Annotated in this window: 14 protein-coding genes; 9 read left to right on the plus strand and 5 right to left on the minus strand. The window is 71.7% G+C overall.

Translation table 11 applies throughout. From position 1 onward, the window contains the following. The first annotated feature begins 9 nt into the window (after positions 1-9). The 5 genes from E2170_RS00220 (at position 10) to E2170_RS00240 (ending at position 6,560) form a co-directional block, all read left to right on the plus strand. Positions 10-3,177, plus strand: coding sequence for an efflux RND transporter permease subunit (locus tag E2170_RS00220; protein WP_132998650.1), 3,168 nt, complete (start codon positions 10-12; stop codon positions 3,175-3,177). 35 nt (positions 3,178-3,212) lie between these two features. Then, positions 3,213-4,160, plus strand: a complete 948-nt coding sequence (locus tag E2170_RS00225) for an aldo/keto reductase (protein WP_132998651.1) — start codon at positions 3,213-3,215, stop codon at positions 4,158-4,160. A 109-nt stretch (positions 4,161-4,269) separates the two neighbouring features. Then, entirely contained in the window at positions 4,270-5,343 is a 1,074-nt protein-coding gene (locus E2170_RS00230) for a DUF5694 domain-containing protein (protein WP_132998652.1), read from the plus strand. A gap of 95 nt (positions 5,344-5,438) precedes the next feature. Further along, positions 5,439-6,194, plus strand: coding sequence for an SDR family NAD(P)-dependent oxidoreductase (locus E2170_RS00235; RefSeq protein WP_132998653.1), 756 nt, complete (start codon positions 5,439-5,441; stop codon positions 6,192-6,194). 129 nt (positions 6,195-6,323) lie between these two features. Then, positions 6,324-6,560, plus strand: a complete 237-nt coding sequence (locus tag E2170_RS00240; RefSeq protein WP_132998654.1) for a hypothetical protein — start codon at positions 6,324-6,326, stop codon at positions 6,558-6,560. 39 nt (positions 6,561-6,599) lie between these two features. Here the strand turns inward: E2170_RS00240 and yjjJ are convergent, their stop codons facing one another. Both yjjJ and E2170_RS00250 read right to left on the minus strand, forming a co-directional pair. Continuing rightward, the gene (yjjJ, locus tag E2170_RS00245) at positions 6,600-7,979 is read right to left on the minus strand and encodes a type II toxin-antitoxin system HipA family toxin YjjJ (RefSeq protein ID WP_132998655.1); all 1,380 of its coding nucleotides are present in this window, start codon (positions 7,977-7,979) and stop codon (positions 6,600-6,602) included. 238 nt (positions 7,980-8,217) lie between these two features. Continuing rightward, the gene (locus E2170_RS00250) at positions 8,218-12,033 is read right to left on the minus strand and encodes an indolepyruvate ferredoxin oxidoreductase family protein (RefSeq protein ID WP_132998656.1); all 3,816 of its coding nucleotides are present in this window, start codon (positions 12,031-12,033) and stop codon (positions 8,218-8,220) included. A gap of 193 nt (positions 12,034-12,226) precedes the next feature. On the opposite strand from E2170_RS00250, the gene E2170_RS00255 reads away from it, so the two are divergent. Together E2170_RS00255 and E2170_RS00260 are read left to right on the plus strand one after the other, a co-directional pair. Further along, on the plus strand, positions 12,227-14,077 hold the full coding sequence (locus tag E2170_RS00255) for a putative bifunctional diguanylate cyclase/phosphodiesterase (protein ID WP_165942115.1): 1,851 nt from the start codon (positions 12,227-12,229) through the stop codon (positions 14,075-14,077). A gap of 68 nt (positions 14,078-14,145) precedes the next feature. Next, a complete protein-coding gene (locus E2170_RS00260) occupies positions 14,146-14,781 on the plus strand; it encodes a tetratricopeptide repeat protein (RefSeq protein WP_132998658.1) in 636 nt (211 codons plus the stop codon). A 57-nt stretch (positions 14,782-14,838) separates the two neighbouring features. Here the strand turns inward: E2170_RS00260 and E2170_RS00265 are convergent, their stop codons facing one another. Then, complete coding sequence (locus E2170_RS00265; protein ID WP_132998659.1) at positions 14,839-15,498, minus strand: ankyrin repeat domain-containing protein; 660 nt, start codon at positions 15,496-15,498, stop codon at positions 14,839-14,841. 93 nt (positions 15,499-15,591) lie between these two features. After that, a complete protein-coding gene (locus tag E2170_RS00270) occupies positions 15,592-17,109 on the minus strand; it encodes a Tle-like phospholipase domain-containing protein (protein ID WP_132998660.1) in 1,518 nt (505 codons plus the stop codon). A gap of 387 nt (positions 17,110-17,496) precedes the next feature. Between E2170_RS00270 and ggt the strand changes: the two genes are divergently transcribed. Continuing rightward, positions 17,497-19,230 carry a gamma-glutamyltransferase gene (gene ggt / locus E2170_RS00275; protein WP_132998661.1) on the plus strand — a complete coding sequence of 578 codons (1,734 nt, stop codon included), beginning with the start codon at positions 17,497-17,499 and terminating at the stop codon, positions 19,228-19,230. 92 nt (positions 19,231-19,322) lie between these two features. Next, positions 19,323-20,360, plus strand: a complete 1,038-nt coding sequence (locus tag E2170_RS00280) for a hypothetical protein (protein ID WP_132998662.1) — start codon at positions 19,323-19,325, stop codon at positions 20,358-20,360. A gap of 16 nt (positions 20,361-20,376) precedes the next feature. Here E2170_RS00280 and E2170_RS00285 read toward each other — a convergent pair whose 3' ends face one another. Continuing rightward, the gene (locus E2170_RS00285) at positions 20,377-21,102 is read right to left on the minus strand and encodes an ankyrin repeat domain-containing protein (protein ID WP_165942116.1); all 726 of its coding nucleotides are present in this window, start codon (positions 21,100-21,102) and stop codon (positions 20,377-20,379) included. Positions 21,103-21,127 lie beyond the last annotated feature (25 nt).

Raw genomic sequence — 21,127 nt, forward strand, 5'->3', positions numbered from 1 at the left:
GGCACGGCCATGCTCGAATCACTGATCGCGTTCTCCATCCGGCACCGCTGGATGATGCTGCTGCTGACGCTGGCATTGGCCGCCCTGGGCGGGTGGAGCTTCACGAAGCTTCCGATCGATGCCACCCCGGACATCACCAACGTCCAGGTGCAGGTCAACACCGTGGCGCCCGGCTACTCCCCGCTCGAGTCCGAGCAGCGCGTGACCTGGCCGGTCGAGACCGCCCTCGCGGGCCTGCCCGGGCTCGACCACACGCGTTCGCTGTCGCGCTACGGGCTGTCGCAGGTGACGGTGGTGTTCGACGATGGCACCGACATCTACTTCGCCCGCCAGCAGGTGGCCGAACGCCTGCAGCAGGCGCGCGCGCAGCTGCCCGAGGGGCTGGAGCCGACGATGGGCCCGATCGCCACCGGCATGGGCGAGGTACTCATGTACAGCGTCGATGCGGCCCCCGACGCGCGCAAGCCCGACGGCAGCCGCTACACGCCCACCGACCTGCGCACCCTGCAGGACTGGGTGATCCGGCCGCAGCTGCGCAACGTGCCGGGCGTGACCGAGGTCGACACCATCGGCGGCTTCGAGCGCCAGATCCACGTGACCCCGGATCCGGCCCGGCTGCGCGCGCTCGGCTTCACCCTGCAGGACGTGGTGTCCGCGATCGCCAGCAACAACCGCAACGTTGGCGCCGGCTACATCGAGCGCAACGGCGAGCAGCTGCTGGTGCGCGTGCCGGGCCAGGTGGGCGACGCGGAACAACTGGGCCTGATCGTGCTCGACCGCCGCGAAGGCGTGCCGATCCGCGTGCGCGACGTGGCCCGGGTGGGCGAGGGTCGGGAGCTGCGCAGCGGCGCGGCCACGCAGGACGGGCACGAAGCCGTGATCGGCACGGTCATCATGCTGGTCGGCGCGAACAGCCGCGAGGTCTCGCGGGCGGCCGCGGCCAGGCTCGAGGCCGCGAACGCCAGCCTGCCCGAGGGCGTGACCGCCACGCCGGTGTACGACCGCACCTCGCTGGTCGAGCGCACCATCGCCACGGTGGCGAAGAACCTGGTCGAGGGCGCGCTGCTGGTGATCGTGGTGCTGTTCCTGCTGCTGGGGAACGTCCGTGCGGCGCTGATCACCGCCGCGGTGATTCCGCTGGCGATGCTGTTCACGCTCACCGGCATGGTGCGCACGGGCGTGTCGGGCAACCTGATGAGCCTGGGCGCGCTGGACTTCGGCCTGATCGTGGACGGCGCGGTGATCATCATCGAGAACTGCCTGCGTCGCTTCGGCGAACTGCAGCGGGCGCTTGGACGGGTGATGACCCGCGAAGAGCGCTTCGAGGCCACCGCCAGCGCCACCGCCGAGGTGATCCGTCCGGCACTGTTCGGCGTCGGCATCATCACCGCGGTGTACCTGCCGATCTTCGCGCTCACCGGCGTCGAGGGAAAGATGTTCCATCCCATGGCGATCACCGTGGTGATGGCGCTGACCGCCGCGATGCTGCTGTCACTGACCTTCGTGCCGGCGGCGATCGCCGTGTTCATGGGCGGCCGCGTGGACGAGCACGAGAACCGCGTGGTCGCCGCGTGCCGGCGGGGCTATGCACCGCTGCTGCGCGCGTCGCTGCGCCTGCGCATGCCGGTCATCGCCGGTGCAGCGCTGTTGACCGTGCTCTGCGGCCTGTTGGCCACGCGCCTGGGCAGCGAGTTCATTCCCGAACTGGACGAGGGCGACGTGGTGGTGCAGGCGCTACGCATCCCGGGCACCAGCCTGGGCCAGTCGGTGGAGATGCAGACGACGCTGGAGGCGGCGCTCGGCGGCCTGCCCGAGGTCAAGCGCGTGTTCGCCAAGATCGGCACCGCCGAAGTCGCCAGCGACCCGATGCCGCCCTCGATCGCCGACACCTTCGTGATGCTGGCCGATCGCCGCGACTGGCCCGACCCCGGCAAGCCCAAGGCCGTGCTGCTGGACGAGATCGAAGGCGTGATCTCGGCGGTCCCGGGCAGCAACTACGAGATCACCCAGCCGATCCGGATGCGTACCAACGAGCTGATCTCCGGCGTGCGCGCGGACGTGGCGGTGAAGGTCTATGGCGACGACCTGGACAGGCTCGCGCGCACGGCCGCGCAGGTGCAGGCCGTGGTGTCGGGGATTCCCGGCGCGGCCGACGTGCAGGTGGAACAGGTGGCCGGCCTGCCGATGCTCACCGTGGAGCCGGATCGCATCGCGCTCGCCAACTACGGGCTCAATCCGGGCGAGTTGCAGGACACCGTGGCCACGGCGATCGGCGGTACGCAGGCGGGCCAGCTGTTCGAGGGCGACCGCCGCTTCGACATCGTCGTGCGCCTGCCCGACGCCCTGCGCGAGGACCCGCGCGCGCTGGCCGAGCTGCCCATCGCCCTGGGCGACGAGGTGCAGGCGGACGAGTCCAGCGGCAGGGCCGCGTGGCGCTCGGGCGCGCCGCGCACGGTCCCGCTGCGCGAAGTCGCGAAGATCGGAACGCGGCTCGGCCCCAACCAGGTCAACCGCGAGAACGGCAAGCGCCGCATCGTGGTCAGCGCCAACGTGCGCGGGCGTGACCTGGGCGGCTTCGTGGCCGAACTGCAGGACGCGATCGTGCGCGACGTCGCGCTGCCGGAAGGCTACTGGATCGACTACGGCGGCACCTTCGAGCAGCTGCTCTCGGCCAGCCGGCGGCTCGCGGTCGTGGTGCCGGTGACGCTGCTGCTGATCCTGGGGCTGCTGTTCATGGCCTTCGGCTCGGCGAAGGACGCCGGGATCGTGTTCACCGGCGTGCCGCTGGCGCTGACCGGTGGCGTGGTCGCGCTGTGGCTGCGCGGCATCCCGCTCTCGATCTCGGCGGGCGTGGGCTTCATCGCGCTGTCGGGGATCGCGGTGCTCAACGGGCTGGTGATGATCAGCTTCATCCGCAAGCTGCGGCAGCGCGGCGAGCCGCTGGAGGTGGCCATCGTCGAGGGTGCGCTTGGCCGTTTGCGGCCGGTGCTGATGACCGCGCTGGTCGCCTCGCTGGGCTTCCTGCCGATGGCCTTCAACGTCGGCGCGGGCGCGGAGGTCCAGCGGCCGCTGGCGACGGTCGTCATCGGTGGCATCGTGTCGTCGACGCTGCTCACGCTGCTGGTGCTGCCTGCGCTGTATCGCTGGCTGCACCGGGATGCCGGCCGCGCGTGGTAAAACCTGTGGTTCGAACAGCCAACGAGGAACCGCGCATGATCACGCGACGCGAATACCTGAAGCTGTCCGCTGCGGCGGGCGTGGCCCTGGCGATCAGTCCGAAGCTGCTGTTGGCCGACGACGGTCCGCGTGCGCTCATCACGCGCGTCATCCCCGGCACCAGTGAGCAGCTGCCGGTGGTGGGGCTGGGCAGTTCGGCTTCGTTCTCGCGGATCGCCGGCGAAGGCGACGCCGCGCGCGTCCGCGAGGTCCTGGAGGCGATGGTTCAGCACGGCGGCCGCGTATTCGACACCGCGCCCAGCTACGGCGCGTCGGAGGACGTGGCCGGCCGGATCGCGCAGGAGGCGGGTCTCGGCGACCGGCTGTTCTGGGCCACCAAGCTCAACGTCGCCGGCCGCGGCGGCGGTGCCGCGGATCCCGAAGCCGCGCGCGCGCAGCTGGAGCAGTCGTTCGCGCGCGTGGGCAAATCGCCGGTCGACCTGGTGCAGGTGCACAACATGGCCGACATACCGACCCAGCTCGGCATCCTCGGCGAGGCGAAGGCCGCCGGCCGCATCCGCTACATCGGCGCGACCAACACGTCTGCGGGCCGCTACGCGGAGCTGGAGCCGCTGATGCGCGACAAGGCGCTCGACTTCATCGGCGTCGACTACGCCGTCGACAACCGGGCGATGGAGGAGCGTATCTTCCCGCTGGCGCAGGAGCACGGCATCGGCGTGCTGGTGTACGCGCCCTTCGGGCGCACGCGGCTGTGGCAGCGGGTGGAAGGCCAGGCGCTGCCGGAGTGGGCGGCGGAGTACGACATCGCCACCTGGGGCCAGTTCTTCCTCAAGTTCGTGGTCTCGCACCCGGCGGTCACCGCGGCGACGCCGGCCACCAGCCAGGCGCGCAACGTGATCGACAACCTGGGCGCGGCGACGGGACGTTTGCCCGACGAGGCCGGCCGGAAGCGGATGGTCGCGCACATCGAATCGCTGGCCTGAGTCGTTCTGCCTGGACGTGGAGGCGTCGATAGGCACCGTGACGATCGGAGCTTGAGCACGGCACCGGCTCGCGGCAGGGTGGTGGCCCGCCCGCCATGGAGCCGTCGTCGTGCGCAAGCTCGTCGCCCTGCTGCTGTCCACCGCCGCCGTGTTCGCCGGTGCGCCCGCGTCCGCCCAGTACACGCCGCCGCTGGGCGAACGCCCCGCCGTGGCGGGACCGCGCACGCAGATGCTCAACCTCGGCAGCGTGCACCTGTCCAGCCACGGTGACTGGCAGCGCACGTGGCTGGCGCCGCTCAACGCGAAGCTGGTCGCATGGCAGCCGCAGGTGGTGACGGTGGAATCGCTGTCGGGCGCGCAGTGCGAGCTGATGCGCCAGGTGCCGCAGCGCTATGCCGAAGCCTATGAGCACTATTGTCCCGACGCGACCGGCTTCCAGCGCGCGCTGAAGACCACGCAGGCGGAGGCCGAGCGTGACGCTGCGGCTGTACTCGCCGAATGGCCGGCATCGCCCACGCCGGCGCAGCGCCGCCGCCTGGCGATGCTGTTCCTGGCGGCCGGCGACAGGCCTTCGGCGCAGGTGCAGTGGCTGCGGCTCGCGGTGCCGGAACGGATCGCGGAAGACGGCCTGACCGAGGCCGCGCTCAAGGTGCTGGACCGCTCGCAGCGGGCGATGAACGAGTCCTACGACATCGCCGCGGCGGTGGCGGCGGCCAGCGGCCTTGAACGGATCCACGCCGTGGACGACCACACGGCGGTGGTCCTGGGCGATGCCTATCCCGAGGGGTTCGCGGACTGGCAGCGCACCTTCTTCCAGGGAATCCGCGATACGCCCCGCTTCGCGGCCATGGAAGCGGCCTGGTCCGCGGTCGACGACGGCGACAGCCTGCTGGCGGCCTACCGCGACATGAACGCGCCTGGTGCCCAGGACGCGCAGATCCGGGCCGACTTCGGCGGCGCCTTCGCCGACGCGGCGCCGGAGCGCTTCGGGCGCTATTACGCCGGCTGGTGGGAAACCCGCAACCTGCGCATGGTCGCCAACATCCGCGAGGCGATCACGCCGCACCCCGGCGCGCGCGTGCTCAACATCGTCGGCGCCTCGCACAAGCCCTGGTACGACCAGTGGGCGCGGCAGATGGCCGACGTGGAAGTGGTCGATGCGCGCGAGGTCCTGGGCGACTGAGCCGGCGCGCAGGACAGGCGGCGCGGGTTGATCGAGGACAATACGGAGCCGCGGCGGCTGCGCGATGCTCGGAGACCCTACCGAGGAGCACGGCCATGGATCTCGAGCTGCAGGGCAAGGCCGCCATCGTCACCGGCGCGGCTTCGGGCATCGGTCGCGCGATCGCGCTGTCGCTGTCGCGCGAGGGCGCGGACCTGGTGCTGACCGACATCGACGTCGCCGGCTGTGAACAGACCCTGGCGCAGATGCGTGCGGCGCGCGCTGACGCCAAGGGCGTGGTGCTGCGCGCCGATGCTTCGCGGCTGGACGACCACGAAGCGACGGTGAACGCGGCCCTGGACGCCTACGGCGGCCTCGATATCGCGGTCAACAACGCCGGTATCGGTGGCGAGGCCAACCTCACCTGTGACATGAGTCCCGAGGGGTGGCGCAGGGTCATCGACGTCAACCTCAACGGCGTGTACTACGCCATGCACGCGCAGCTGCCGGCGTTGCTGGCGCGCGGCGGCGGCTCGATCGTCAACATCGCTTCGATCCTGGGCCGGGTCGGCTGGCGCACGGCGTCCGCCTACGTGGCGTCCAAGCATGGCGTGGTCGGGCTGACGAAGACCGCTGCGCTGGAGTACGCCGAGCGCGGCATCCGCATCAACGCGGTGGGGCCGGGCTTCGTCGAAACGCCGATCCTCGGCGCGGACCCGGAGGTGCTGGAGCACCTGGCGACCCTGCATCCGATCCAGCGCCTGGGGCAGCCGGGAGAGGTCGGCGATCTGGTGGCCTACCTGGCCAGCGCGCGGGCCAGCCTGGTCACCGGCGCCTACTACCCTGCCGACGGCGGCTACCTCGCGCAGTAGCCGTCCGGGGTTCCGCGACGCATGCAGCCCGCTCGTTGCGGGCTTGACCTGGGTCAGCGCGGTCGCGCGGCCGCGGGCTGAGCATGGGCCAACGGCGCGAAACCTGCGCCGCACCTTGAGGAACCGGCGATGGAATTCCACGTCCGCGCGTCGCGCCCGCTGCCGCCGCTGGCGGTGATCGAGGACGCGCTGCTCGCCTTCGACCCGGCCGCCGTGGTCGACATCGACCCCGCGCAGGGCCTGCGCGTGAACGCGGCGATCGACGCCCAGGGCCTGGTGGTGCTGCTCAACCAGGTCGGCGGTGCTGTCGATCCCGACGAAGTCGAGCAGCAGCCTTCGGTGTGCTGCGGCGGCTGCAGCGGCTGAACCCTTCCCCCGCAGGGCGCGGGAAGAGGTCGCGGCGGTTCAGGCAGCGTAGCGGGCGAGGGCCCGGGCGACGGATTCGCCCGCCTGGCCTGCAATCGCCCTGAAGGGCGCCGACACCGCATCGCTGTCCACGACCTGCGACCAGAACACCTGCGCCGCGCGTGCGGCCTCCAGCCAGGCATCGTGCTGCTCCGGCAGGGGCGGGATGGCGGCGAATCCGCGCTCCACCACTTCGCCGCTCGCCGCGGGCCGGAACATCATCGGCAGCATGTCGTAGGCCGGTGCGAGCGCCAGCGGGCGGTCGTCGGCCAGCACCAGTCCGGCGTTGCCCAGGTGCATGTCGCTGTTGCCGATCAGTGCGCCGAACCAGCCGAGCACGCGCAGGCGATGCGCATCTTCGGCATGCAGCCAGCCGTCGTGCTCCAGTTCGCCGGCGTAGCGCCACCAGTCGATGCGCCCGTGCCCGTGGAAGGCGGCGTCGATCGCGGCCAGCGACACGAAGCCATGGCGGCCGCGGACGGGAGTGCGGTCGAAGCGCGTGGATTCCAGGAAGACGCGACCGCCGGCCTCGAGCACCTCGCTGCGCGCGGCGGCCTGGCCGTGGCCGAGCAGCACGTTGGCGGCGATGCACTCGCAGTGCAGCAGGTCGGCCCAGCGCCGGCCGGCGAGGGTGTCGGTGCGCTCGCTGAACTTGACGATCAGTGCGCGCACGCCGTGCTCCTCGCGCAGGTGGGCGAGGAACTTCGGCTGCTCGCCGCCTGCCGATGATCCCGGGGCTTCGCCACGCAGCGCGGCTTCGGCCAGCAGCGGGTAGCGCTCGTCGCGCTCGCCGGGCGCGAGCGTTCCCACATCCGACAGCGTGGCCTGCAGGGCTTCCTGCAGCGCCGCGTCGCCAAGCACGAGGTCGCCGGGCTGGTCGTGTCCGTGGCGCAGCAGGGCCAGCAGCACGTCGTCGGCCTGCCAGCGCAGCAGGTCGTCCGGGGCGCCGATGTCGCCGCTGACGCGATGCACGAAGGCGCGGCCCAGGAAGCCCTGCGGGCGCTGGTCGTCGAGGAACCACGGCAGGCCGGGGTAGAGGCCGCTGGCGAAGGCCCCGTGGACGAAGCTGGGCAAGGGGCGCGCAGTCTCGAAGTGGAAGGCGTCGCCGGCCAGCGCGCGGATCTCGCCCAGATGGACGGGCCGCGCATCCGGGCCGATGCGGTACAGCGGCCAGCGGCTGCCGGCCCGGCCGATGTCGCGGGCCGCCGCATAGCGGGTGGCGCGGGCGCGGCCGATGCGCACGATGCGGTCCCCGGCGCTGGCCAGCAGGCGTGAGACCGTGGGCTGGCTGACCCCGAGCGCTTGCCCGATGTCCCGGGTCGGCAGCGGGCCCTCGCGCTGGAGCAGGGCCAGGGCCTGGGGCAGGCGGGAGGTGTTCATGGATCTGTATTGAATAGATCTATGAATAGATAGTCAAGGATTCATGTGGCTTTATTGCTTGGATAAACGCCTCTTTTGCGCATTTGATTGAATTTATATTGAATAGATATAAAAATCGTATCCTGCAAGCTTGCAGAAGCGCTCCGATGGGACACCCCCGCAAGCTTGCCCCCATCTGCCCTTCGGGCATCTTCCCCCGCAGGGCGGGGGAAGAGGTCGCGGTGGGCGGCGTGCTGGCTCAGGCGGCCTGGACGATGCGCAGCGGGTTCTGCCACTCGCGCAACAGGTCCGCCTCACGCGCCTTCGCCTTTTCCAGATGGGCGTGCTTGACGTGGCCGTAGCCGCGGATGTGCTCGGGGATGGAGGCGATCTCCGCTGCCAGCGCCACGTTGCCGGCGTCCAGCGTCTCCAGCAGCCCGCCGACGGTGCGCTCGTAGTCGTCGATCAGGCCGCGCTCCATGCGCCGCTCTTCCGTATAGCCGAACACGTCCAGCGGGCCGCCGCGCAGACCCTTGAGCTTTGCCAGCAGCTTGAACGCGGTGAACACCCAGGGCCCGAAGGACTTCTTCTGCAGCCGGCCCTCGGCGTCGCGCTTCGCGAGCAGCGGCGGGGCGAGGTGGAATTCCAGCCTGAAGTCGCCTTCGAACTGCTGCTTCAGCCGGCGCTCGAACTCGCCGCTGGTGTACAGGCGCGCGACTTCGTACTCGTCCTTGTAGGCCATGAGCTTGAAGAAGTAGCGGGCCACGGCCTCGGTGAGGTCGGTCGAGCCCGGGGCGCGCGCGGCTTCGGCTTCGCGCACGCGGGCGACGAAGGCGGTGTAGCGCGCGGCGTACTTCGCGTCCTGGTAGTCGGTCAGGAAGGTGCCGCGGCGCTCGACCAGCTCGTCGAGGCTGCGTGAGAGGCGGGCGTCGTCGAGGGGCAGGAAGGTGAGGTTGTCGCGGGGTTGGCCCCCATCCGCCCTTCGGGCACCTTCCCCCGCTTGCGGGGGAAGGGAGGTCTCGGCGCTTGCGGGGAGGTGGCGCAGTTCGTCTTCGGTGCGCTGCGGCTTGGGCGCGCTGGTGGCGCCCCACTCGTTGCCTTCCCAGTCGCCCGGGGGCAGCGCGTCGAGCAGGGTCGGCGTGTCCTCGGCGGCGGTGCGCGGGTTGCGCACCAGGCCGGCGGCCTCCTGCACGGCGGCGATGTCGACCGCGGCCAGGCGGCCCCAGGCAAACGCGGTCTTGTTCATCTCGATCGCGGCGCCGTTGAGTTCGACCGCGCGCATCAGCGCCTCCAGCGACAGCGGCACCAGGCCGCGCTGCCAGGCGTAGCCGAGCATGAACAGGTTGGCGGCGATGGCGTCGCCCATCAGCGCGGTGGCGAGCTGGGTGGCATCGACCACGTGCAGCGCGTCGTCCGCGGCGAGGGTCCGTGCCGTGGCCGCGCCGTCGCTGCCGGCCTCGCCGCCGCCGAGTGCCTTGCGCACCGCGCTGACGATGTCGGCGGCCGGGAACTGCATGTCCGGCCGCGTGGTGAAGGTGCCCGGCATCGCCTCGTAGCTGTTGATCACCACCTGCGAGCGCCCGGCGCGCAGCTTGGACAGCGCCCAGTAGTCGTTGACCACGACCATGTCGCAGCCCAGTACCAGGTCGGCTTCGCCGGCGGCGATGCGCACGGCGTGGATGTCCGACGGCGCGTTGGCGATGCGGATGTGGGTGGTCACCGCGCCGCCCTTCTGCGCCAGCCCGGTCTGGTCGAGCACGCTGGCGCCGCGGCCTTCCAGGTGGCCGGCCATGCCCAGCAGGGCACCGATGGTGACCACGCCGGTGCCGCCGACGCCCGTGATGAGGATGTTCCAGGGCCGCGACAGGTCGCTGGCGAAGGTCGGTTCGGGCAGGTTGGCCAGGCGGGAAAGACCGGTGGCCGGCTTGCCCTTGCGCGGCTTGCCGCCGTGCACGGTGACGAAGCTCGGGCAGAAGCCCTCGACGCAGCTGAAGTCCTTGTTGCAGGCCGACTGGTCGATCTCGCGCTTGCGCCCGAACTCGGTCTCCTTCGGCAGCACCGAGACGCAGAACGACTTCACGCCGCAGTCGCCGCAGCCCTCGCAGACCAGCGAGTTGATCGCCACGCGCTTGTCGGGGTCGGCCATCTTGCCGCGCTTGCGGCGGCGGCGCTTCTCGGTGGCGCAGGTCTGGTCGTAGATCAGCGCGCTCACGCCCTTCACTTCGCGCAGGCGCTTCTGCACGTCGTCAAGCTCGCGGCGGTCGTGGAAGCTGACGCCCGACGGGAAGATCGAACGGTCGCTCCACTTCCCGATCTCGTCGGATACCAGCGCGATCTCCTGCACGCCCTCGCTGCGCAGCTGCTGCGCGATCTGCGGCACCGACAGCGTGCCGTCCACCGGCTGGCCGCCGGTCATGGCCACCGCGTCGTTGTAGAGGATCTTGTAGGTGATGTTGACGCCGGTCGCGACCGACTGGCGGATGGCGAGCGTGCCGGAGTGGAAGTAGGTGCCGTCGCCGAGGTTCTGGAACACGTGCGGGGTGTCGGAGAACGGCGCCTGCCCCGACCAGGTGACGCCTTCGCCGCCCATGTGGGTGAAGGTGTCGGTGCTGCGGTCCATCCACGTCACCATGTAATGGCAGCCGATGCCGGCCATGGCGCGCGAGCCTTCCGGCACCTTGGTCGAAGTGTTGTGCGGGCAGCCGGAGCAGTAGTGCGGCACGCGCGGGAACTGCGCGCGCGGCAGCGCCAGGGCGCCTTCCTTCTCCTCCATCCAGCGCAGCACGTCGCGGATGTGTTCCGAGTCGTGGAACCGCTGGATGCGGCGCGCGATCACCCCGGCGATGGTCGCCGGCGTCAGCTCGCCGGTCGAGGGCAGGATCCATTCGCCGGCCTCGTCGTACTTGCCGACGATCGAGGGGCGGCGGCCGCCGTCCAGGCCGAAGTCGAAGTTGTAGAACAGCTCCTTCATCTGGCTCTCGATGAAGGACAGCTTCTCCTCCACCACCAGGATGTCCTCCAGCCCGCGCGCGAACGCCCGGATGCCGACCGGCTCCAGCGGCCAGGTCATGCCGACCTTGTAGACGCGGATGCCCAGCTCCGCGCAGGCGGCGGCGTCCAGGCCCAGGTATTCCAGCGCCTGCAGCACGTCCAGGTAGCTCTTGCCGGTGGTGACGATGCCCAGGCGCGCATTGGGCGAATCCACCACCACGCGGTCGATGCGGTTGGCGCGCGCGAAGGCCTGCGCCGCCTTCACCGCATAGCGGTGCAGGCGCATCTCCTGCTCCATCGGCGGATCCGGCCAGCGGATGTTGAGGCCGCCGGGCGGCAGCTCGAAATCCTCGGGCGTGACGATCTCGATCGCGAACGGATCCACGTCCACCGAGGCCGACGATTCCACCGTCTCGGCGATCGTCTTGAAGCCCACCCAGCGCCCGGTGTAGCGGCTCATCGCCCAGCCCACCAGGCCCATGTCGAGGATGTCCTGCACGCCGGCCGGGTTGAGGATCGGCATCAGCGCGCTGGTGAACTCGCCTTCCGAGCCGTGCGGCAGCGTGGAGCTGCGGCAGGCGTGGTCGTCCGCGGCCAGCGCCAGCACGCCGCCGTGGCGGTGGGTGCCGGCGGCGTTGGCGTGCTTGAACACGTCGCCCGAGCGGTCCACGCCCGGGCCCTTGCCGTACCACATGCCGAACACGCCATCGACCTTGGCGCCCGGGAACAGGTTGGTCTGCTGGGTGCCCCAGACCATGGTCGCGCCGAGGTCCTCGTTCAGTCCCGGCTGGAAGCGCACGTTCGCCGCCTCGAGCTGCCTGCGGGCGCGCCACAGCTCCAGGTCGAAGCCGCCCAGCGGGCTGCCGCGGTAGCCCGAGACGAAGCCGGCGGTGTCGATGCCCGCGGCCTGGTCGCGCAGGCGCTGCATCATCGGCAGCCGCACCAGGGCCTGCACGCCGGACAGGTAGATGCGTCCCCGGGTACGGGTGTACTTGTCCTCCAGCGTGTAGTCGGCGTCGGTCACGCCCCGGGTCAGGCCGGTGCTGGCGGAGGCGGGGGAGGACAATTCGGCGGTGCTGGTCATGGCGGAACCCTGTTGCAGGCGGAACGCTGGCGGAGGGCGCATCCACGGGCCCGCGCCGGGCGTGCGGGCGGTGTGCGTGGACGCGAAAGCGGCGCGGATTCTATCAGTGGCCCTGTTTTCGTGACCCCTTCTTAACACCGGCGGGCGCTAGATGGCCCAAGGGCGTAGCCGATGGGGGACGGAGATGGCCGCCATGCAGGAGCAACTGCGCCAGGCCGACGACGAAGAAGGCCGCCTCGCCCGGCGACACAGCCAGGCGCTGGTGGCCCTGGCCAGGGAAGTCTGGAGCCACGGCTGCACCCTGGAATCGGCCCTGGCGCGGATCTGCGAAACCGCCGCCGAAACCCTGGGGGTGGAACGCGTCAACGTCTGGCGGCTGCATCCCGGGCACAGCGTGCTGCGCTGCATCCATGCCTATGACCGGCGCACCGGCGGACACAATCCCCCGGGCTACGACCAGGCTTTCGATACCGACAACGAATACGGCCGGCGCCTGGACGCGGTGCGGGTGATCGACGCCGTCGACGTGCACCGCGACCCCACGCTGGCCGCTTCGTACGGCGCCTTGGGCACGTACTTCGCGGAGCACGGCGTGGCCTCGCTGCTCGACGCGCCGGTGCGCAGCGAAGGGGTGCTGCTGGGCGTGGTCTGCCACGAACAGGTCGGGCGGCCGCGGGTGTGGAGCCAGGCCGACCAGGCCTTCGCCGCCAGCATCGGCGACTACGTGGCGATGGCCACCGAGATCCACCGCCGCCGCGCCGCCGAGCGCCGCCTGCGCTACCTCGAACTGCACGACGCGCAGACCAACCTTCCCAACCGCGACCACCTGCTGGAGGTCGCGCACAGCGCCCTGCGCCCGGCAGGCGCGGGCGAGCCTGCGATCACCGCCATCCACCTGCAGCTCGACGGCGTCGGGGACGATCGCGATGCCGGCCTGGTCGCGGTGGCCTCGGCCCTGCGCAAGGCCCTGGGCGAGGAGGTGACGCTGGCGCGGGTGCGCGACGACGCTTTCGCCCTGGTCCCCCACCGCGGCCTGCGCGAGGCCGCGGCGCTGGAGCTGGCCGGTCGTTGCGTGGACCTGGCCGAGCAGGCACTGCCGGGCGCGGACGGCACCCGGGCCTCGGCCGGCATCGCCTTCTCGCACGACCTGGCCGCGCCCTCGGCCGACATGCTGCTGCGCAACGCCGAACTCGCCAGCCAGCGCGCACACAGCCTGGGGCGGCTGGAGCGCTGCGAGGTCTTCGACGCCGGGCGCCACCGCGACCTGCTTGAACGCATGCAGGTGGAGCGCGCCCTGCGCGAAGCCCATGAGCAGGGCCGGCTGCATGTCCACTACCAGCCCCTGGTCGAGCTGGCCGACGGCCGGGTGCTGGGCGCCGAGGCCCTGCTGCGCTGGCGCGAGGAAGGCGGCGGCTGGCGGCCGGCCTGCGAATTCATCGACGTGGCCGAGTCCTCGGGCCTGGTCGTGCCGCTGGGGCGCTGGCTGCTGGGCGAGGCCTGCCGGCACGCGGTGGCATGGACGGCCCGCGAGGGGCAGCCGCCGCCGGTGCTGGCGGTCAACGTCTCGGCGCGCCAGCTCGAGCAGCCGGGGCTGGTGGCCGATGTGGCCGCCGCGCTCCAGGCCTCGGGCCTCGCGCCCTCGCGCCTGTGGCTGGAGCTCACCGAGACGGCGCTGCTGCCCGACGCCCAGTTCGCGGTCCAGACCCTGGCGCGGCTGCGCGCCCTGGGCGTGCGCGTGGCCCTGGATGACTTCGGGACCGGCCATTCCTCGTTCGCGCGGCTCAAGCACCTGCCGATCGACGGGCTGAAGATCGACCGCAGCTTCGTCGCCGACCTGCCGGACGATTCACTGGACGCGGCGATCGTGGCCGCCATGGCCCTGGTCGCCCGCAAGGCGGGCATCAGCGTGGTCGCGGAGGGCGTGGAGACCGGGGCGCAGGCGGAGGCCCTGGCCCGTTGCGGGGTGACCCGCGGCCAGGGCTACCACTACGGCAGGCCGATGCCGGTGACCGAGTTCCAGGCCCTGCTGGCCCGCAGCGGCTGAATCCCCGCACCGCAGGGGTTACCATGGGGGCCGGGGTGCAGGGGCCCTGTCATCGGCAATCTCACGCAATGAACCACCGTATCGTCCGCATCTTCGGCGCGCTCATGCTCGCCGCGCTTCCGTTCGGCCTGTGTGCGCAGGACATTCCGAGGCCCAAGGAGTTCTACTTCGAGGCCGACACCGACGTCGCCAGTCCGCTGCAGCTGTACCCGGGGAGCGACGATGCCACCATCCAACGCCTGCTGCAGGCCCGCGACCGCAACCGCCGCGACGCTACGCTGGCGACGGCCCAGCTGGCGCACATCTCCTACGCCACCGGCCGCGCCGACACCGGCGCCGCGCTGTACGCGGAGGCCAAGCAGCGTCCCGACAACGCGCGCATGCGCGATTCGCTGCACTGGAACCACGGCTGGGACCTGTACCGCAGCGGCGACATCGCCGGTGCGCTCGAGCAGTGGCGGATCGCCGGCGCCGAGCGCCTGAAGGGCCCGTCCTGGCTGCCGCCGACGCTGGCGCTGGGCCTGTGGCAGCTCGACCGACGCGACGAGGCCGTGCGCTGGTATGCCGCTTCAGTGCGCACCGAGCCGCTGCTGTGGCAGTCGCCGGACCTGGCGCGCCTGCTCCCGGACTGGACCGAAGCCGACCGCGCGATGCTGGCCGAAGTGGCCGCGGCCTGGCAGGCCAACCCGCCGTCCTGGCCCTGATCGCGATCGCCTGATCGATCCCGGTCGACGCGCGGCCACGACTGTGGCCGCGCCGACTCATTCCCCGACGCCGGCCTCCAGCGGAACCTCGTGCTCGCGCAGCCAAGCCAGCACGGCCTGGCGCTCGCCGCGCGCGCGCTCGTTGAGCAGGGCCTCGCGCATCTGGAAGTAGTAGGGCTGGAAGGTTTCCCCGGCCGAATTGGTCGCGTGCGCCGGGGCGCCGGCTTCCAGCAGGCGCAGCAGCACGCCGCCGGCGTTGATCGAGCCCGCGGCGTGCAGCGGCGTCGCGCCGTTGTTGTCGGCAAGCCCGGGATCGGCGCCGGCCTCGAGCAACATGTCGACCTGGGCCCGGTTGCCGCCAAGGATGGCGCGTACCAGCGGGGTTTCCCCGGTCACGCGGTTGCGCAGGTCGGGGTCGCCGCCGCGGTCGAGCAGCAGCCGCAGCAGGGCGGGATCGTCGCCGAAGGCCGCGACGTGCATCGCGCTGCCGCCGCCGGGTGGCTGGCGATCGGGATCGGCACCGGCATCGAGCAGGGCCGCCACCACCTCGGCCTCGCCGGCGGCCACGGCCAGCTGCAGCAGGCTGCTGCCGTCGCTGCCCGGGGCGTCGGGGTGGACGCCGGCGCCGGCCAGGGCGGCGCGCAGGGCGTCGGCATCGCCGCGCACGACGGCGTCGGCGAGCGGGGCGAGCTGCGGATCAGTGAAGGGATGGTCCAAGGTGGGTGCTCGGCTGCACGCGGCCGCGCTCGCCGCCAGGAGGAGGATCAGGACACCGCTGCGCATGGCTCCCGATGGTGCCACAGGCGCGTGTTATCGACGGAACAGGCCGCCGACCAGGTCGAAGCCCGTCTCCAGCACGTTGCCGCCGAAGTCGACCACGCCCTCGACCACGCGGCCACCGCCGGAGACCACGCTCGCGGCGATGTCGCCGACCGGACCGCCCACGCTGTTGTCGATGCGCTCGGCCAGCGCGTCGGTGCCGGTGCGCACGGTGTCGCCGGCGGAGTTGAACACGCCCTCGACCACGTCGCCGGCGATGCGGATCCCGCCCTCGAGCACGTTGCCGTTGGCGATGTTGTTCTCCCACTCGCTGGCGATGTCGCCGACCAGGTCATGCGTGTTGCGCGCGAAGTCGTCCTGCAGCACGTCCGGCACCGCATCGATCAGGCTGCCGGCGGTGCCTTGCGGCGGATTCTGGTAGCCGGGCTGCCAGGGCTGCTGCTGGATCATGGCTTCGGTCAGCAGTTCGGGGCTGTGGCTGACGGCCCCGCGAACCAGCCCGGCCACATCGCCCAGCACCGGGACGTTGGCGCGATCCAGGGCTTCCAGGCCAAGGCCCAGGCCCCAGGCGATCGGGGTCGGCAGGCCGGTTTCGATATCGAGGCCGCGGGCCACCTGGGTGGCGTCCTGCACGCCCTCGGCCTTGACCACGATCTGGGTGCCCAGCGCGTCCGGCGCGGCGAGCGCGAAGGGGCTGTTTTCCTGGAAGTTGGTCAGCAGGTCGTCGTCCAGCGAGTAGCGCCGGATCAGCCCGCCCTCGGCCAGGTCGCGCGCGGCCTGCGGATCGATGCCGAGGCGGTCCAGGGTGTTGGGGTGGATGCCGGAGGCGTCGAAGGTGACGGCAGGGACGCCCGACGCCAGCGAGGCCACCGAGGCCAGGCCGCCGCCCTGCGAGTGGCCGGTGATGGCGAGGTTGGTGGCATTGCCGTCGGCGTCCGGGGTGCCGAAGCGGCGCTCGAACTCGACCGCGGTACGCGTGGCCAGGCCGCTGAACTTGTCGATCTCGTCGCTGGTGGTGAAGCCCGCGCCCTGGCGGAAGTTGTTCATCCAGTCCGCGCCGCTGCCGTCGGTGCCGCGGTAGGCGAGCACGAAGTTGCCGTTGCAGTCGCGGTAGATCTCGGCCTTGAAGTGCTGGGCCGCGAGCTGGTCGCCGCCTTCCAGGTACTGCGCGCGCCAGGCGGCGGGGTCCTCGATGCCGGCGGCGGCAAGGTCGTCATTGGTGACCGCGGTCCAGCCGGCCGGCGGCGCGGGGCGGCCTTCGTACACGGCGGTGGCCAGCTGCGACAGCACCACGTCGAACTCCTGCGCCTGCTGGCCACCGGCCACGGCCGAGAGCTCGCCGGGACCGAGCGCGCCGGGACCGCACTGCGCCGGCGCGGCGGCGGTGGGCGAGAGCGCGGCCAGCTGCGGGTGGTAGGCGGGCTCGTGGCGGCCCTGCAGCGGCTGCAGGGCCGGGGCATTGGCCGCTTCGGCTGCCGGCGGCGGCGCCTGCAGGCTGCGCAGCTGGATGGGCGAAAGCGAATCGTTGTCCAGGCGCATCGGCTGCATGGGAAGCGTTCCCGCGGAAGTCTGCCGCCAGTGGACCGCCGTCCCCGCCCGCGATCAACCGGGGGCGTACCCTAGGCTCCCGCTTCGACCGGGGGTGATGGAGCAGAAGCTTTTGCCACGGATTACGCGGATTGCGCGGATTTACGCGGATCTGGCCGAGGCCAGCGCCGACAAGACGCTCTGAACAGGCTTCTTTTTCAATGGGTTTTCGGCGAGGTGCGGTGGATGGGCTCTGGGCCATGGACTTGCCTTGCGCAGATCCGTGTAGATCCGCGCAATCCGCGTAATCCGTGGCAAAAATGCTCTCGAGGGCCACCCCGCAGCCGCACCCGCCGGACCATGCACTTGCTAAGGTCGCGGTTCTGTCCTGAGCCGTTTCGAGTGCATATGACTGTTCGTGCGCGTGTGTTGTCTGTGGTCCTGCTGCTGGGTGTAGCCACGGCCGCGGGTGCGGCTGATCGGATTACCGGGCAGGTGTTCGCCACCCGCAGCGAGGTGCATGCGCCCGAGGCGATGGCGGCGACTTCGCATCCGCTGGCCACGCAGGTGGCGCTGGACGTGATGAAGGCCGGCGGTTCCGCGGTCGACGCCGCGATCGCGGCCAATGCCGCGCTGGGGCTGATGGAGCCGACCGGCAACGGCATCGGCGGCGACCTGTTCGCCATCATCTGGGATCCGAAGACCGGGAAGCTGCACGGCTACAACGGCTCCGGGCGTTCGCCGATGTCGCTCACCGCGGCCGAGTTCGAGCGCCGTGGGCTGGCCGACATCCCGGCGCACGGTCCGCTGCCGGTGACCGTGCCCGGTGCGGTCGACGGCTGGTTCGCGCTGCACGAACGCTTCGGCAAGCGCTCGATGGCGGAGAACCTGGCGCCGGCGATCCGCTACGCGCGCCGGGGACATCCGGTGCACGAGACCATCGCCTACTACTGGGCGCGATCGGTGCCGCGGCTGTCGAAGTGGCCGGGCTTCAGCGAGCAGTTCACCGTGGCAGATGTCGACGCCGATGGCGGCCGTCGCGCGCCGCGCAACGGCGAGACCTGGAAGAACCCGAACCTCGCCGACACCCTGCAGAAGATCGCCGACGGCGGCCGCGACGCCTTCTACCAGGGCGACATCGCGCGCGTGATCGGCGACTACTTCGCGGCCAACGACGGCTTCCTCTCCTACGACGACCTCGCCGCGCACCGGGGCGAGTGGGTCGAGCCGGTGTCGACGAACTACCGCGGTCATGACGTCTGGGAGCTGCCGCCCAACGGCCAGGGCATCGCGGCGCTGCAGATCCTCAACTTGCTGGAGCCCTACGACCTGGCGTCCTACGGCTTCGGCAGCGTGGAGCACGTGCACCTGTTCACCGAGGCCAAGAAGCTGGCCTTCGCCGACCGCGCGCGCTGGTACGCCGATCCCGCCTTCCAGCCGGCGCCAGTGGCGAAGCTGATCTCCAAGGACTACGCCCGCGAGCGCGGCAAGCTGATGTCGCCCGACCGCGTGCTGCGCGAGGCGCAGCCGGGCACGCCGCGGCAGCTGGAGGAGGGCGACACCATCTACCTCACCACCGCCGACGCCGACGGCATGATGGTCTCTCTTATCCAGTCCAACTACCGCGGCATGGGCAGCGGCATGGCGCCGCCGGGGCTGGGCTTCATCCTGCAGGACCGCGGCGAGCAGTTCGTGCTCGGCGACGCCGCGCATCCCAATGCCTACGCGCCGGGCAAGCGGCCCTTCCACACCATCATCCCGGCCTTCGTGACGAAGGACGGCAAACCGTGGCTCTCCTACGGCGTGATGGGCGGCGCGATGCAACCGCAGGGGCACGTGCAGATCCTGCTCAACATGATCGACTTCGGCATGAACCTGCAGGAGGCCGGCGATGCGCCGCGCATCCACCACGACGGCTCCACCGAACCGGTCGGGCGGGCGACGGTGATGAGCGACGGTGGCCGCATCGAACTGGAATCCGGTTTCCCCGAGGCGACCGTGCGCGCGCTGATGGATCTCGGCCACTCGGTGCGCCGGGCGCTCGGCCCCTACGGCGGCTACCAGGCGATCAAGGTCAATCCGCAGGGCGGGTATACCGGCGCCAGCGAATCGCGCAAGGACGGGCAGGCCGCCGGCTACTGAACGGCGAGTGCATCGTGGCGGCGGCGTGGGCATGGCGTCCGCGCCGGCACGGATATGCTGCGGGGCGGTCGACACTGTTGATGGAGTCGCGCATGCGCATCCGTTTCCTGCTTCCCCTCCTGCTGCTGCCGGTGCTGGCCGCGCCCGCGTTCGCGCAGTCGCCGCAGGCCCCCGAGCCCACGGAAGAAGAGCTGCGGCTCGCGCAGCAGCGCGGCGAAGCCTGGCAGGCCTACGCCCTGCGCGTGGCCCGCTTGCTGGGCCGCTCCGACGGCGCCCGCGACCTGGCACTGGCGACGCTGCTGGAGGCCACCGCGCGTCCCGCCGAAGGCGAGGGCATCGCACCTGCTGGCGCGGAAGCCAGGCGCTGGCGCGAAGCTGCGACTACGAAGGGCGCAGGCGACACCCTCACCCAGCAGCTGCTGCTGGCCGCGGGACTAGCGGGCGGTGACGAAGCCGCGGCGCTCGCTGCCGCGCGCCGCTGGCAGTCGCTGGAGCCGGGCAACCTGGCGCCGCGGGTGCTGCAGGGCCTGGGGCCGGAAGCCCTGCTCGAAGCGGCCGGGCAATCCAGTCGCAATGCACCCGACCCCTATCCGTTGCAGCGCTGGGTGGCCGGCGTGCTGCGCCGGCACGCGCCGAGCGCGGCGGAATGGGCCGCCTTCGGCGAAGGTCCGCGACCCTCGGCCGAGGCCAACGCCGCGGCCTGGGCGGCATCGCTGCAGGCGCTGCTGGTGCCCGACTACCGCGAAGTGCTGGAGGCCTGCACTGGCCGCCAGCTGGGCCTGGCCGGTCGCCCTGAAGCCTGCCGGCACCTGTCGGAGCTGCTGCTGGCGCGGCCGCAGACGGTGCTCGACGAACGCATCGGCCTGTCGATGGCGCGCGCACTGACCCGCAGCGCGGCCGAGCGCGCGCCGCTGGACGCGCGCCGCCGCGGCGTCGACTGGCGCCAGGAGCAGATGGCCGAACGGGCCGGGCGCGAAGACGCCGGCGATGCCGAAGCCTTCGCCCACGCGCTGGCCGATGCCTCCATCGACACCGAGGACGCGCTGGTGCGTCGCCTGCTGTCCGAAGCCCGCCTCGCCCAGGATCCGCCCGCGGGCTGGGCCGCGCCCTGGCAGCGGCCGCGCCGCTGAGCGCGGTGCGCGCGACTCAGCCGCGCGGCTGCACCGCGACGCCGTTGGCTTCCAGCCAGGCGTCGATCTTGTCCAGGTCGCGGCGGGTAGCGACGTTGAGCAGCTTCGGATCGCCCTTGTAGAGGTAGTCCTGGAACGTGGCGCCGGTGCGGTCGGTGGCGCGCGGGTCGGCGCCGGCCTCGAGGAAGCGCAGCACCGCGGCGGAATCCTTCACCGTCGCCGCCTGGTGCAGCGGCGTGGTGCCGTTGCGGTCGGCCACGTCCAGGCGCGCGCCGGCGCGCAGCAGCACGCCGAGGTTGCCCTCGCTGTCCGCGCGCAGGGCGTCGTACAGCGGCGTGGCGCCGGTGACGGTGTTCGGCGTGTCCGGCGGCATGCCGCGCTCCAGCAGCGCCTCCAGCCAGCCCGGGTCCTTGCCCATCGCCGCCAGGTGCAGCGCCGTGCGGCCGTCGCGGTTGCCGCGCGCCGGGTCGGCGCCCAGCGACAGCAGCAGGCGGAAGGCGCCGCGATCGCCGCGCTTCATCGCCCACTGCAGCAGCGGTTGGCCCTGCTCGTCCTCGGCGTTGGGGTTGGCGCCGGCGGCGAGCAGCTCGCGCGCCAGCGCTTCGTCGCCGCGGATGACGGCGTCGGCGAACTGGGCGTTGCCGGGGTTTGCGAAGGCCTGGCCTGGGTTCACGTCGGTCCCTTGCCGGGCGCAGCCGGCGGTGGAGGCGAGCATCAGCGACGCGGCCAGCAGCGCACGCATGCGCCGCGGCAGCCCCCGTCGGGAG

It is taken from the genome of Luteimonas arsenica (genome assembly GCF_004352825.1).
Lineage (GTDB): Bacteria > Pseudomonadota > Gammaproteobacteria > Xanthomonadales > Xanthomonadaceae > Luteimonas > Luteimonas arsenica.